Source organism: Hyphomicrobiales bacterium, assembly GCA_017642935.1.
Lineage (GTDB): Bacteria > Pseudomonadota > Alphaproteobacteria > Rhizobiales > MH13 > MH13.
In genome coordinates, this window is the sequence record JAEPOK010000001.1 from 1187020 (window position 1) to 1200107 (window position 13088).

General features: G+C 59.3%; 13 protein-coding genes. 5 read left to right on the forward strand and 8 right to left on the reverse strand.

The features are described from left to right. Nucleotides 1–10 precede the first annotated feature (10 nt). The 3 genes from JJ917_05630 to JJ917_05640 form a co-directional block, all read right to left on the reverse strand. Nucleotides 11–1300: a L,D-transpeptidase family protein gene (locus tag JJ917_05630; GenBank protein MBO6698293.1), complete on the reverse strand. Its 1290-nt coding sequence runs from the start codon at nucleotides 1298–1300 to the stop codon at nucleotides 11–13. A gap of 276 nt (nucleotides 1301–1576) precedes the next feature. Continuing rightward, nucleotides 1577–2092, reverse strand: a complete 516-nt coding sequence (locus tag JJ917_05635) for a winged helix-turn-helix transcriptional regulator (protein ID MBO6698294.1) — start codon at nucleotides 2090–2092, stop codon at nucleotides 1577–1579. Between the two features lie 203 nt (nucleotides 2093–2295). Then, the gene (locus JJ917_05640) at nucleotides 2296–2760 is read right to left on the reverse strand and encodes a hypothetical protein (GenBank protein ID MBO6698295.1); all 465 of its coding nucleotides are present in this window, start codon (nucleotides 2758–2760) and stop codon (nucleotides 2296–2298) included. Nucleotides 2761–2963: 203 nt separating this feature from the next. Between JJ917_05640 and hemB the strand changes: the two genes are divergently transcribed. From hemB to JJ917_05665, 5 genes are all read left to right on the forward strand, one after another. Further along, entirely contained in the window at nucleotides 2964–4001 is a 1038-nt protein-coding gene (hemB, locus tag JJ917_05645; GenBank protein MBO6698296.1) for a porphobilinogen synthase, read from the forward strand. Nucleotides 4002–4094: 93 nt separating this feature from the next. Then, nucleotides 4095–4604: an RDD family protein gene (locus JJ917_05650; protein ID MBO6698297.1), complete on the forward strand. Its 510-nt coding sequence runs from the start codon at nucleotides 4095–4097 to the stop codon at nucleotides 4602–4604. Nucleotides 4605–4710: 106 nt separating this feature from the next. Next, nucleotides 4711–6546, forward strand: a complete 1836-nt coding sequence (locus JJ917_05655; GenBank protein MBO6698298.1) for an SLC13 family permease — start codon at nucleotides 4711–4713, stop codon at nucleotides 6544–6546. 42 nt (nucleotides 6547–6588) lie between these two features. Further along, complete coding sequence (locus JJ917_05660) at nucleotides 6589–7338, forward strand: arginyltransferase (protein MBO6698299.1); 750 nt, start codon at nucleotides 6589–6591, stop codon at nucleotides 7336–7338. Nucleotides 7339–7388: 50 nt separating this feature from the next. Further along, nucleotides 7389–7652 (forward strand): hypothetical protein, encoded by a 264-nt coding sequence (locus JJ917_05665; GenBank protein MBO6698300.1) that lies wholly within the window; start codon nucleotides 7389–7391, stop codon nucleotides 7650–7652. 7 nt (nucleotides 7653–7659) lie between these two features. Here the strand turns inward: JJ917_05665 and parC are convergent, their stop codons facing one another. Genes parC through lepB form a run of 5 tightly spaced genes read right to left on the reverse strand, consistent with a single transcriptional unit; the run spans nucleotide 7660 to nucleotide 13073 of the window. Continuing rightward, nucleotides 7660–9927: a DNA topoisomerase IV subunit A gene (parC, locus tag JJ917_05670; GenBank protein ID MBO6698301.1), complete on the reverse strand. Its 2268-nt coding sequence runs from the start codon at nucleotides 9925–9927 to the stop codon at nucleotides 7660–7662. Nucleotides 9928–9959: 32 nt separating this feature from the next. Beyond that, the gene (gene recO, locus JJ917_05675; protein ID MBO6698302.1) at nucleotides 9960–10706 is read right to left on the reverse strand and encodes a DNA repair protein RecO; all 747 of its coding nucleotides are present in this window, start codon (nucleotides 10704–10706) and stop codon (nucleotides 9960–9962) included. A 15-nt stretch (nucleotides 10707–10721) separates the two neighbouring features. Continuing rightward, nucleotides 10722–11645, reverse strand: coding sequence for a GTPase Era (era, locus tag JJ917_05680; GenBank protein ID MBO6698303.1), 924 nt, complete (start codon nucleotides 11643–11645; stop codon nucleotides 10722–10724). Further along, the gene (gene rnc, locus JJ917_05685; GenBank protein ID MBO6698304.1) at nucleotides 11627–12319 is read right to left on the reverse strand and encodes a ribonuclease III; all 693 of its coding nucleotides are present in this window, start codon (nucleotides 12317–12319) and stop codon (nucleotides 11627–11629) included. The genes era and rnc overlap by 19 nt, the downstream gene beginning before the upstream one ends. Beyond that, complete coding sequence (gene lepB, locus JJ917_05690; protein ID MBO6698305.1) at nucleotides 12309–13073, reverse strand: signal peptidase I; 765 nt, start codon at nucleotides 13071–13073, stop codon at nucleotides 12309–12311. Before lepB ends, rnc begins: the two co-directional genes overlap by 11 nt. Nucleotides 13074–13088: the final 15 nt, after the last annotated feature.

The window sequence follows — 13088 nt, forward strand, 5'->3', positions numbered from 1 at the left end:
GCCCAATCGCCTAGCCGTTGGACGCGACTGTCGGCAGGCCGTCGCGATTGTAGATGTCTTCGCGGAAATTCACCGTGCCATCGGACGCCGCCCAAGCGGTGACGTAGTTGATGTAAAGCGGCGCAGGGTCGGGAATCCGCAAATCGACGCGCTCACCTGTGGCGATGACCTGATCAATCCGCTGACGCGACCATCCTTCGGTGCTGGCGAGCAGCCAAGTGACGAGTTCACGAATGTTCTGCACGCGCACGCAGCCAGATGACAGGAAGCGATAGTCATCGCCAAACAGCGATTTGTCGGGCGTGTCGTGCAGATAAACCTGATGCTCGTTATGGAAGTTGATCTTCACCGAGCCGAGCGAATTGATCTCGCCAGGGTCCTGGCGGAACATGTACTGCGTGGCTTCTTCGGTGTTCCAATTGACCTGTTCAGGCGCAAGCTCCTGCGCGCTGGAACCCCAGCTGGAGAAGATCCGAATGTTGTTTTCCGACAGATATTGCGGGTTTTCCTGCATCAGCGGGATGAGATCACGGCGAATGATGGAAACCGGCACCGTCCAATAGGGATTGAAATTCAGCTCGTGGATGCGGCTGTCGAGAATGGGCGTTGGCCGATCGACCTTGCCGACAATCGCGGTGTGGCGCGTCGTCACACGACCGGAGTTAATGGCCTCCAGGGCTGCAGCGGGAATGTTGACCATGACATAGCGATCGCCAAGGAAGCCCGACATGGAGCGGATCCGCACCAAATTGGTTTCCATCTGACGCAGACGCATGCCGATCGGCACGTTCATCGCCGCAAAGCCTTCCGGCCCCATAACACCATCAACCACCAGGCCATGACGGGCCTGAAAGCGGCGCACGGCCGAATCGACATAGCTGTCGAACACGTCCGAAATGCCCCACTGCTGGGCTAGGTCACCGCCGATGATGAGACGCTGTCGCAAAGGCTGAACGTTGGTGTGGCGCACGCCCAAACGCAGTGTTGCGTCGGCTGGAACCTGCGTCCAACCGCCGCGGTTCATCATGTCCGAATGTTGGCGTAGCGCGGTTTCAAGGTTCACGGCGCTTGCTGGCGAGAACATCGGCTCCGGTGAAATCACTGGCGCCTGGCCTTGCGCGGTGGAATCGAAGCTGTCGCCCCAACCGGAATTGTGTTGCTGCAGACGCTCATTGAGGAGGGCGTCCAGCGCCGACTGCTGGGCGTATGCGGCGCGCATGGCAAGCGCAGAGGCACCAAGACCAAGACCTGCTGCCAAGAACTGTCGCCGTGTTTTGAAATTGCTATTTTTCCGGGTCATCCGTGCATCCTACAGAAGTGCTGTGTGCACGCCTAGCCTCGTTGTCGAGCGCGTGCCGATACGTTTTTATGTTGGCGTTGGTGACGCCAATGCAATGTGGCTCTTTTGTGGTTCGGTGACCCGGGGCATTTTAGCGAACGCTTTTGTGATCAGGTGCGGCAAAAACCACACAGAGCCGCTCCCAATAGCGCGCACAAAAAACCCCGCACCATCGGAATGGATGATGCGGGGTTTTGGTTAGCGAAACCTTGCGCCGATTGATATCGGCTTCGGTGTTCAGAGACGATAAAGGATCTGATCGGTCCAGAAACGCTCAAGACGGTGCAGCGATTTGTTGAGCGTCTTGAATTCACCCTCGCCCAATCCACCGACTTTTTCGATAGACAGAAGGTGGCGCTGGTAGAGGTCACCAACGATCTTGGCGATCTCTTTGCCCTTGTCCGTTAGGCTCACGCGCACCGAACGACGGTCCATGCGCGAGCGCTGGTGCGAAACGAAACCCAGATCAACCAACTTCTTCAAATTGTAGGAAACGTTTGACCCAAGATAGTAGCCGCGAGTGCGAAGTTCGCCGGCGGTCAGCTCAGAATCGCCGATGTTGAACAGCAGCAGCGCCTGAACGGAGTTGATGTCGGAACGACCTTGGCGGTCGAACTCATCCTTGATCACGTCCAGCAAGCGGCGGTGCAAGCGCTCCACAAGATGCAGAGCTTCCATATAGAGGGGCTCGATGCCCTGTTCTTCGTCCTGGTCGGCCAGATAGTTTGCCATAGCGGCACTGGTCTTGGTCATTGAAAAAAACCTCACTGTGTTTGCCGGATGTTTCCTCCGGTCGTGAGAGCAACCTAGCAGCGAGCTCTAAAACCCCGCTTAAAGTCTTTGATTAATTTCATATTTCTTCTGACAATTCGGCAAGAAGCTGTTCACCAATTGCGGTGAGGAACGCCTAACCAGTGCTGGTGACACGGTGTTGAGGCTAAGTGTGGCGCACGGGATCAGCGCAGCGGCGGCGCGGTTTGAGACAGGCGTCGAACCTGCAACAGCATACCCAGATAGATCGAGACGAGCCCTGCATTGAGGAGCAGGATGGTGATGCTGATGATGCCAAGATTGGGCAAGAGGAAATAGATCAGCGCGTCGGCGGCGACGATAACCAGCCACAGCACCGCTCCCCATGGCGCAAGCAGCCACAATCCGACACAGGCGATGATGCTTGCCACGGTTAGAATGCCGAACAGCGCAAACCGCACATAGGGCGTGCCGAGCAGCAAGCCGCCAAGCTCTGGGTGGTCGATGAGGCCGACAATCAAAAACCAACCATTGATGGCGCGGACCAACAGCACAAGCGCGATGACGCGCAGCACCACGATGAACCAGCGTTCAATCGGATCGAGGCGCTGTTTGGGCGGCGGCGTCACCCAGATTGGGTCCATCGGCTTGGGAACAGAACTGCGCGCCATTGAGGTATATGCGATCCTTTGAGCGTGTCGGCGAAGGCCAGGCGGTTCCGGTTTCCCGCAAGCTAGACTTGCCAGTGCAATCGGCGCTGCTGGCAGAATGATGCAGCCTGCGGCCTTCGGTGAGATTGCTCCCCTACCCTGCCACTGCTAGCAAAAGCAAACACACGGCACCAGGCACGCAAGCGACAGGCATAAGAGTTCTTATGGATAAGCAGACGGCACGAGGTTTGGTCAACACGGTGACAGGCGGTCGTCGCATGCGCCGGCGGCGGTTGCAGCCATGGCTGCGCGATCTAACACGTGAGAGTGTTCTGACCATCAACGACCTGATTTGGCCGGTGTTTCTGACCGACGGCGTCAACACCCGCGAGCCGGTCGCCTCCATGCCCGGCATCTCACGCGTGTCGCCAGACCTCGCCGTTGACCTGGCCAAACGCGCCGAGGACCTTGGCATTCGCGCGCTGGCTTTGTTTCCCAATACTGATCCTAAAATTCGCGATGAAACCGGAACAGAGGCGCTCAACAGCAACAATCTGGTCTGCACAGCGGTTCGCGCCATCAAGGCTGCCGGCGTTGATGTGGGGCTGATCACTGATGTCGCGCTCGACCCCTATACCAGCCACGGCCATGACGGGGTGTTTGGTGGCAATGACCAGCAGATCGACAATGACGCGTCGGTCGCGCAACTCGTTTTGCAGGCGCGGACACTGGCTGAGGCAGGCGCGGACATGATCGCGCCTTCCGATATGATGGATGGTCGTATTGGCGCCATCCGGTCCAGCTTGGACGAATTAGGGCACACGGACCTGCCGATCATGGCCTACGCGGCAAAGTATGCCTCAGCCTTTTACGGCCCATTTCGCGATGCCGTTGGCGCGTCCGGAACCCTGAAGGGCGACAAACGCACCTATCAGATGGACCCAGCCAACGGCCAGGAGGCCGAGCATGAGGTGGAGTTGGACATTGCCGAGGGCGCCGATGTGGTGATGGTCAAACCCGGCATGCCCTATCTCGATATCGTCCACCGCGTGAAGACGAGCTTCGGTCTGCCGACGACGGTCTATCAGGTGTCGGGTGAATTCGCGATGATCGAGGCGGCCGCGGCCAATGGTTGGATCGACCGCGACAATGCGATCATGGAGAGCCTAATCGCGTTCAAGCGCGCCGGCGCAGACGGGATATTGACCTATTTTGCCCCCGAGATCGCGGCAAAACTCGCCAATTCGTCCCATTCTGCTTGAACCGACGCCTGGTCATTCCCACGTTTCCCGTCACCATACGCTTAGGACTGGAGACCCATGACTTCCGCCTCATCACAGCCCCGCCCGCCGATCATGCCGCTGGATGGCAGCGATCCACGACGGGATCGTTTCGCCTTTGACCCGGTCAGCGAGCCTTGGCTGTTCGATGGCGTACGCACGCGCCGGATCTTCGCCTTTCTGCTCGATCTGATTGTTCTGTCGATCTTTGTCACCATCGCGGCTGTGGTCGTTGCAATTCTTGGCATTCCGACCTTTGGGCTCGCCTGGCTGATCTATCCGATTCTCCTGCCGCTGGTTGCCATCGCCTATATCGGCCTGACGCTCGGTGGTTCGAAATCGGCGACGCCTGGCATGCAGGCCATGGGCATAGAAATGCGCCTCTGGCACGGTGCCCCGATGTACGGCTTGTTGGCGATCGTGCACGCGCTGGCATTCTACTTCTCGGCTGGAACGGTGCTGCTTTTGTTCATCATTCTTGGCGCGAGCTTGTTCTCGTCCACCAAACGCTGCCTTCACGATGTGCTGCTTGGCACCGTAGTGGTAAACAACGCTCAGCGCGCGGCCTCGCTGCGCGGCTCATAAACCTGCGCAAGCCCCCGTCCACAGCCGCGAGGCAAAAAGCCGGTTGCTAAACTCCACCCTCTCGCCGCATGCTTGGCTTCAATAAAGCGGCGCGAGGGTTTTGCCTTTGATCGGACTTGACGTCTGGATGGTCTACGCGGTGATCGGCCTGGCCATCGTTGCTTACGCGTCCGACCGCTGGTCGATTGAGTTCGTCTCGCTTGGGATTATGGCTGCCTTGCTGGTGGTCTTTTCCGTCCTACCGATGGTTGGGCCAGTGCTCACCGCCAATTTCGGCGTCCCGATCAGCGCTGCGGTCGTTCAAGGCTTTGTCGATCCGGCATTCTTGCTGGCCGGGTTTGCAAGCCCGGTTCTTTTTACCATCCTTGCCTTGCTAGTGATCGGCCAGGCCCTGTTCCAGACCGATGCCTTGGCGCCGGTTGCCCGCCTTGCTACCCGCATCGGCGGCAGGCGCGAGGTCCTCGCGATCCTGCTCGTCATCCTGGTTGCCGGCGCCTCCAGCGCCTTTCTCAACAACACGCCCGTTGTCGTGATGCTGCTGCCTGTCATTGGTGCGATGGCGGCGCGGCTTCCAGCGGGCGCGCGGCCATTCCTGATCCCGCTGTCCTTTGCAACGATCCTCGGTGGCACGACAACGCTTATCGGGTCGTCCACCAACCTGCTTGTCGCTTCCACCGCCGAGGACAGTGCCGGCTATATGCTCGGCTTTTTCGACCAGACGTCGCTGGCGCTGCTCTTGGTGATTGTTACCCTGCCCTATTTGCTTTGGATGCTTCCGATTTTGCTGCGCCGTGACGGACTTGGGGCGCCGGCAGCGACCTTTCGCGGCAAGCAGTTTATCGCCGAGCAGCAACTGGTCGCCGGAGACGCACTGGTCGGAGCTCGGGCGACACAGGGACTTTTCACCGGGCTCAAAGACATCACGGTGCGCTCTGTGCGACGCGGACCAAGGCTTTATCTGCCGCCGTTCGATGATCTTGAGCTCTTGCCTGGAGACACGGTGGTCGTCGCCGCCAAACGCGATGAGTTGGTGAAGACGTTCATCGCCTCGACCTCGTCTGGCGACGAGGACCGGCGCGGGGTGCTGTCGGTCAACGCCAGCGAAGCGATGTTGGCACCAGGCGCTCGGTTTGTCGGCCAAAGCATTGATGTGATCGCAACCTATCTTGGCGCCGATCACAAGCTTCTCGGCATTGAACGCCGGGCCCGCATGCCACGTGTGGCTTTGGATGCCCTGCGGCTCGAAGCCGGCGATGTATTCCTCCTGGCCAGCACGGACCAGGGACTGGAGAAACTTCGCGGCCAGCGCGAGTTGCTTATTCTGGAAGAAACGCGCGCAGAAATCGGTAACCGCGAGCGCGCGCCGATGGCGATTGGAATCTTTGTCGTAGCGCTCGCCAGTGTCTTGTTCGGAATAACCGACCTGATGGTGGCGACCGTCGCCGCGGCCTTTGCCATGGTCGCCACTGGTTGTCTCAACATTCGCCAGGCAACGCGTGCCATCGACCCGCGCATCGTGATGATGATCGGTACGGCGCTCGCAATGGGCGCGTCGCTTCAAATCACAGGTGGAGACCGGGCGATTGCTGCAGGCGTTCTGGCGCTCGCGGCCGACGCGGGCCCGACCGTGATTCTGTCGGCCTTCTTTTTGGTGGTGGCCGTCCTCACCAACATCTTGTCCAACAACGCGACTGCGGTTCTGTTCACACCCATCGCCTTGCAACTGGCGGGTGACTTATCGCTGCCGTCGGAGCCCTTTGTCATGGCTGTCTTGCTTGCGGCAAACTGCTCGTTTGCGACGCCGATTGGCTACCAGACCAATTTGTTGGTGATGGGTCCTGGCCATTACCGCTTTTCGGACTATGTCAAAGCCGGCGCGCCTCTTGTGGTGTTGTACTGGCTCGCCTTCACGCTTCTAGCGCCCTGGTACTTTTCCTTATAGGATGGACTTCAACATCTTTGCCTGCCCCGATTGGCCTCCTTTATGACCAAGCATCCGCTTGATACGCCAACCTTTTATCTAACGGCCGCCTCGCCCTGCCCTTATTTGCCAGGTCAGCGCGAGCGCAAGATTTTCACTCATCTGGTCGGCTCGCAGGCCCGCGATCTCCATGCCATGTTGTCAGCCGGTGGGTTCCGCCGTTCGCAGAACATCGCCTATCGACCGGCCTGTGAAGGGTGCAACGCCTGCGTTTCGGTGCGGGTGCGCGTTGATGAGTTCCGCCCCACCAAATCGATGAAACGGATCATCAAGCGCAATCTGGATGTTGCCGGGCGCGATGAACCCAACAAAGCAACATCGGAACAGTATGCGATGTTCCGCGATTATCTCGACGCCCGTCATGAAGATGGCGGCATGGCGCAGATGAGCGTGCTCGATTACGCCATGATGGTCGAAGACAGCCACATCGACACGCACATTGTCAGCTATCGTCTACGCCAACCGGGTGACCTGGCGGGCCAGGATGGTGGGCCACTGGTTGGTCTCTGCCTTACCGATCAGGTCGCTGACGGGCTCTCGATGGTCTACTCGTTCTTCGATCCCGATCCATTGTTGGAGGCGCGCTCGCTGGGCACCTACATGATCCTGGATCACATAGCGCGCGCGCGTAAACGCGGCCTGCCCTATCTTTATCTCGGCTACTTGGTCGATGGATCCCAGAAGATGGCGTACAAAGCCCGCTTCAAGCCGCAGGAGCATTTGACGCCTAGCGGCTGGCGATCGAGCAAGTAAAACGGACGCAGACGTCGGTGTGACCGGTCGCCGACAGGAAGGCATCGTCCATGGTTATTGTACTGGCAGTCAGCGGATTGGTGGTGGCCGCCTTCGGCGCGCTTTGCGGCGCACTTGCCGCGCGCTTTCTGAACCGCAGGGTCCTTTATGCCGCTTGGGCAGGTCTGATCGTGATCGCGGCGTACTTGTTCATCCGTGGCCAGACGCTTGCCGAGTACGATCGCATCGAATCCAATGTGCTCGTCTTTTTCGTCCTGCTGCCATTTCTGGTGGGCAGCGTCGTCACTGGTCTGATCGTCAAACGGCGGGCTTAACGGGCGGCTAGGCCCCGAACTTGTTGTTTCTCGGAAAGCCCTGTGGGGCCATTCGTCCGGCCTGGGCGCGTTCGCCGCGCCATTCGGCCATTTCGTCCAGGGAACGGTTGTACTGCCGCCCTGCACTGTCGGACCAGGTGATGCCCTCATCGGCCTTAAACGTGATCAGGTCGCTGACACCGCCATCCTTGTAACGTTGGAGACGCACGCCCTTGCCGCGGCCCATCTCGGCGATCTGTGCCAATGGGAAAAGCAGCAATTTGCGGTTCTGACCGATGACCGCGACCATGTCGCCATCGACCGGTACTGACATTTGCAGCTCTGTTGGTTCCGATAGGTTCATCACCTGCTTGCCCTTGCGGGTGTTGGCGACGATGTCTTTTTCCGGCGCGACGAACCCATAGCCATCGGTGTTGACCATAAGCAGTTTGCGCTTCGGGTCATGAACAAAGAGCGCGACAATATCCTGCCCAGCTTCCAGATCGACCATGATGCGCAGCGGATCGCCGTGACCGCGCCCGCCGGGCAATTTATCGGCTGTGAGCGTGAACACTCTGCCGCCGGTGGAGACCGCCACCAGCTTGTCGGTCGTCATCGCCTCCAGGGTCAGTTTCAGCCGATCACCCTGCTTGAAATCAAGCCGCGAGAGATCGGAATTGTGGCCCTTGAGCGCCCGCACCCAGCCTTTTTGCGAGAGCACGACCGTGATCGGCTCGCGCTCCACCATGGCAGCATCGATCTCACCGAGATCGCGATCCGGGGCTGCCCCGAAAAGTGTCCGGCGGCGGCCAAGCTCGGTATCCGGCCCATAGGTCTTGCGCAGCGCTTTGATGTCTTTGCCGATGCGCGTCCATTGCCGCGCTTTGGACCCGACCAACGCTTCAAGGCGCGCCTGCTCTTCCAGCAGAGCGTCGCGCTCCTTGCGGATTTCCATTTCCTCAAGCTTGCGCAGGGCGCGCAGGCGCATGTTCAGGATCGCATCGGCTTGCGTATCGGTAAGGCCAAAGGCCTTCATCAGCTCCTGTTTCGGCTCGTCCTCATAGCGGATGATGCGGATCACCTCATCCAGATTGAGGTAGGCGATGATGAAGCCTTCCAGCAGCTCCAGCCGCGCGGCAATCTTGCCAAGGCGGAAGTTGGAGCGGCGAACCAGCACATCGCGGCGATGATCGAGCCAGGCAACCAGAACCTCGCGCAGCCCCATCACGCGCGGGGTCAGCCCGCCATCGAGCACGTTCATGTTAAGCGAGATGCGCGATTCCAACTCGGTCAGCCGGAACAGCGATTCCATCATCAGTTCAGGATCGACGTTGCGGTTTTTCGGCTCCAACACGAGGCGCATGTCCTCGGCGGATTCATCGCGCACATCGCCGAGCAGTGGCAGCTTTTTCGACAGCAGGAGGTCGGCAATGCGTTCGACCAAACGGCTTTTGACCACCTGATAGGGAATCTCGGTGATCACAATCGCCCAGGTGCCCCTGCCCTGGTCTTCTTTCTGCCATCGCGCGCGAACACGGAAACCGCCTCGGCCGGTTTCATAAGCCTGAATGCGGCTGGCCTCGTCATCGACCAAGATGCCGCCGGTTGGGAAATCCGGCCCCGGCACCAGCTTCACCAGTTCAGGCGTTTCCATGTTCCGGTTGTCGATGAGCGCCAGCGACGCATCGCACAGCTCTGCGACATTGTGCGGTGGGATCGAGGTTGCCATGCCGACCGCGATGCCGGTGGAACCGTTTGCCAGAAGATTGGGGAAGTCGGCGGGTAGCACCACCGGCTCTTCTTCTGAGCCGTCATAAGTCTCTCGGAAATCAACGGCGTCTTCGTCAATGCCATCGAGCAATAGCGTGGCAACATCGGTCATGCGCGCTTCGGTGTAGCGCATGGCGGCGGCGCTATCGCCATCGATGTTGCCAAAGTTCCCCTGGCCTTCGACCAGCGGATACCGCACGGCGAAATCCTGCGCCAAACGCACCAAAGCGTCATAGACCGACTGGTCGCCGTGCGGGTGATACTTACCAATGACGTCGCCCACGACGCGGGCGGACTTTTTGAAGCCCTGCGCTGGGTCGAGCTTTAGCTGCCGCATCGCGTAGAGCAGGCGGCGGTGGACCGGTTTCAGTCCGTCGCGGACATCGGGCAGCGCGCGCTGAGTGATGGTTGAGAGTGCATAGGCGAGGTAGCGCTCGCGCAGCGCAGCATCGAGGTCGATGGCCTCAATGCCGTCGTCGCCGCCATCATCCCCGGAGCCCGGGGGCCGAATCGTCATGTCGCTCATGTCCTTGGACGTACCGAAGCGACGTCACCGCTTCAAGCTGTACTGGCCATCGATGGCGAGGATTGCCCGCCAATCCGGCGGATAAGCGCATCGCGGCCCTCCGGTGGGCGTACCGCGCGGGGTCCCCAAACGTTGCGCTCAAGGAAGAAGGCCGTCAGCCGGAATGCATCCAGCGTGTCTTTAGCCAAGACCTGATCCATCGATCCGGTCAAAAACGCAGGCAGTGCCAAGAGCTTGTCCCTGTAAGGCGCTCCGGCATCGGCACTGACGGCGCGGCCTGATTTTGGCGACACATAAATCAACCCAGATTGCACGCCTGTGCCCGCGCATTTGGTGAGATCCAGGCCAAAGCCTAGCTCTTCCAGCAACAGCACCTCAAAGCGGGCCACCAGCGCGGCTAAAGTTTGCGGTTCGTCATATTGATCCAGGATCAGCGTTAGCATGTCGTGTAGGCGAGCATGCGGATCGCGCTCGGGTAGCAAACGCAGGTGGGCCGCACAAAGCTGAGCCGAGAGCAGCGCCACAGGTTCATCCATCAACTGCGCACCGCGCAGCGTTTCACCATCGACTTGAAACAGGCCGAGATGTTCATCAAGTCGCGCGCGCCAGGTGAGCGAAAGCGTGTTGCCGACCTGCAAAAGCGCCGCCATCCGGCGGGACCGTCCACCGCGTACCAAGCCCAGATGACGACCACGCTCGCGTGTCATCACCTCTAGGATGAGGCTCGATTCACCGTGTTTCTTGTGGCCGAGAACAATGCCGCTGGCAGTCCATTCCATGTTGGCAAACCTGCCCTATTGGGTAGGAAAGTCCAAGCCCATCTCGTTGTAGCGCTCAGGGTCTGAGGCCCAATTCGGTCGCACTTTGACGAACAGAAACAGATGTACCGGCGCATCGACCGCATGGCTGATCGCTTTGCGGGCATTCGTCGAAATCCATTTGATCGTCTGCCCGCCTTTGCCAAGGACGATCTTCTTCTGGCTGTCGCGCTCGACATAAATCGTCTGCTCGACGCGATGGCCTTTGGGCGTGGTTTTCCAATCTTCGGTGACGACGTGAGAGACGTAGGGCAGTTCTTCGTGCAATCGCTCATAGAGCTTCTCGCGCGTCAGCTCAGCGGCCAGCATGCGCATCGGCATGTCAGAGATTTGATCTTCCGGATAGAGCCAGGGGCCAGGCTTCATGGTCTTGCGCAGAGCATCGATGAAAACGTCAACGCCCTCGCCTGTGATCGCCGAGAGCGGGAAGGTTTCGTCGAACGGGAGCTTCTCGTTGATCGCTGCGATCAAGGGCAAAAGGTCGGACTGATCCATCTCGTCGATCTTATTGAGCACCAGCCATTTGGGCTGACGGATGCCCTGTAGTTGCTCAAGCGCGGCTTCAACGATCTCAGAGAGGCCTTTTCGGGCATCGATCACGAAGCACACACATTCGGCATCCTTGGCGCCTGACCATGCGGTATCAACCATAGCGCGGTCCAAGCGCCGCTTGGGTTTGAAAAGGCCTGGCGTATCGACGAAGACGACCTGCGTTTCGTCGAGAATGGCGATACCGCGAACCAGGGCGCGCGTCGTTTGCACCTTGTGCGATACAATCGCCACTTTCGAGCCAACCAAGCGGTTGAGCAGTGTGGATTTGCCCGCGTTTGTCGGACCCATCAGCGCGACAAAGCCAGCGCGGGTCTCGGGAACCTGCTCAGTCATTCTGTTTCTTTCCATACGCCTTCACGCACCAACATTGCCATCGCCGCAGCCTGTTGTGCGTCGCGTTTTGATTTGCCGTCAGCTTCCAACGGCTCGATCCCATCAACGGAGACAGCGATTTTGAACACCGGAGCATGGTCTGGGCCGTCGCGGCCAACTTCGGTGTAGGTGGGTGTGGCCTTGCGTTTGGAGTGCGCCCATTCCTGAAGTGCTGTTTTTGGATCACGGCGCGCGGCGCCAGCCTCATCCATCACCGATTGCCAATGCGTGAGGATGAAACGCTTCGCAACCTTCATACCGCCATCAAGGAACAGCGCGGCAATCAGCGCCTCGCAAACATCGGCAAGCACTGCTCGGGCCGCACGAGTGGGTTTGGTGACGTCTAGATCATCGGTCCGCACATGGCGATCAAGGCCAAGCTGCTTTGCAATCGCCGCGCAGGTTTCAGCACGCACCAGGTGATTGAGGCGGCGCGCCAATTCACCCTCATCGGCACTCGGAAAACGCGCAATCAGGGCATCAGCGATGACCAGTGCAAGCACGCGGTCACCAAGGAACTCCAACCGCTGATAGGTTTTGGTGGCGTCGCTTTGGCCGCCACCATGGCTGGCATGGGTGAGCGCGCGGCCAAGCAGCGCGGGATCGGAAAACTGATGACCCAGCGCCTCTTCGACACCCTTAGATGCCATCAAACATCCGGTCGAAGCGCGCATCGGACGGCCAACGCCAAACTTGCCAAGGGGACGAACCGGGGGCGATGGAGAAGAAAATCAGGTCAGCACGACCAACGAAATTCTCCAGCGGAACGTAGCCAACCAAAGCGGTGCGGCTGTCGGACGAGTTGTCGCGATTGTCGCCCATCATGAAGTAATGCCCTTCGGGCACCACAAAGGGCTCCGGCGAGGTGTCGAGCATGGAGTTGTCGATCAAATCGAGCACATTGTAGGTGACGCCATTGGGCAGCGTTTCGCGATATTGCGCCACGCGCTCGCCGGTTTCGGGATGGACGAAATCGTCAATGCGCTCGCGTCCAACTTCCTCGCCATTGATGACAACGACGCCGTTTTGCACTTCGACAGTGTCGCCCGGCAGGCCGATCACGCGTTTAATGTAATCGGTGGAGCCATCAGACGGCAGTTTGAAGACCGCTACGTCGCCGCGCTCAGGGTCAGAGCCCAGGATGCGACCATCGAAGAGGTTGGGGCTAAACGGCAGCGAGTGCTGAGAAAAGCCATAGGCAAACTTGTTGGCGAACAAATAGTCGCCGATCAGCAGCGTACCGACCATGGAAGAGGACGGAATGACAAAGGGTTGGAACAGGAAGGTGCGGATTACCAGCGCGATGGCGAAAGCCTGCAAAAGAACGATGATGGTGTCCCACAGTTCGCTCTTCTTTTTCGGCTCCTGCGCGGTGGTATCGTCGGTGGATCCGTCCTGCGCCATGCGATGGGTGCCTTC

Coding starts and splice junctions, on each gene's coding strand:
- JJ917_05630 (MBO6698293.1), bottom strand. CDS start 1,300: ATGACCCGGAAAAATAGCAATTTCAAAACACGGCGACAGTTCTTGGCA.
- JJ917_05635 (MBO6698294.1), bottom strand. CDS start 2,092: ATGACCAAGACCAGTGCCGCTATGGCAAACTATCTGGCCGACCAGGAC.
- JJ917_05640 (MBO6698295.1), bottom strand. CDS start 2,760: ATGGCGCGCAGTTCTGTTCCCAAGCCGATGGACCCAATCTGGGTGACG.
- hemB (MBO6698296.1), top strand. CDS start 2,964: ATGGATAAGCAGACGGCACGAGGTTTGGTCAACACGGTGACAGGCGGT.
- JJ917_05650 (MBO6698297.1), top strand. CDS start 4,095: ATGCCGCTGGATGGCAGCGATCCACGACGGGATCGTTTCGCCTTTGAC.
- JJ917_05660 (MBO6698299.1), top strand. CDS start 6,589: ATGACCAAGCATCCGCTTGATACGCCAACCTTTTATCTAACGGCCGCC.
- JJ917_05665 (MBO6698300.1), top strand. CDS start 7,389: ATGGTTATTGTACTGGCAGTCAGCGGATTGGTGGTGGCCGCCTTCGGC.
- parC (MBO6698301.1), bottom strand. CDS start 9,927: ATGAGCGACATGACGATTCGGCCCCCGGGCTCCGGGGATGATGGCGGC.
- recO (MBO6698302.1), bottom strand. CDS start 10,706: ATGGAATGGACTGCCAGCGGCATTGTTCTCGGCCACAAGAAACACGGT.
- era (MBO6698303.1), bottom strand. CDS start 11,645: ATGGAAAGAAACAGAATGACTGAGCAGGTTCCCGAGACCCGCGCTGGC.
- rnc (MBO6698304.1), bottom strand. CDS start 12,319: ATGGCATCTAAGGGTGTCGAAGAGGCGCTGGGTCATCAGTTTTCCGAT.
- lepB (MBO6698305.1), bottom strand. CDS start 13,073: ATGGCGCAGGACGGATCCACCGACGATACCACCGCGCAGGAGCCGAAA.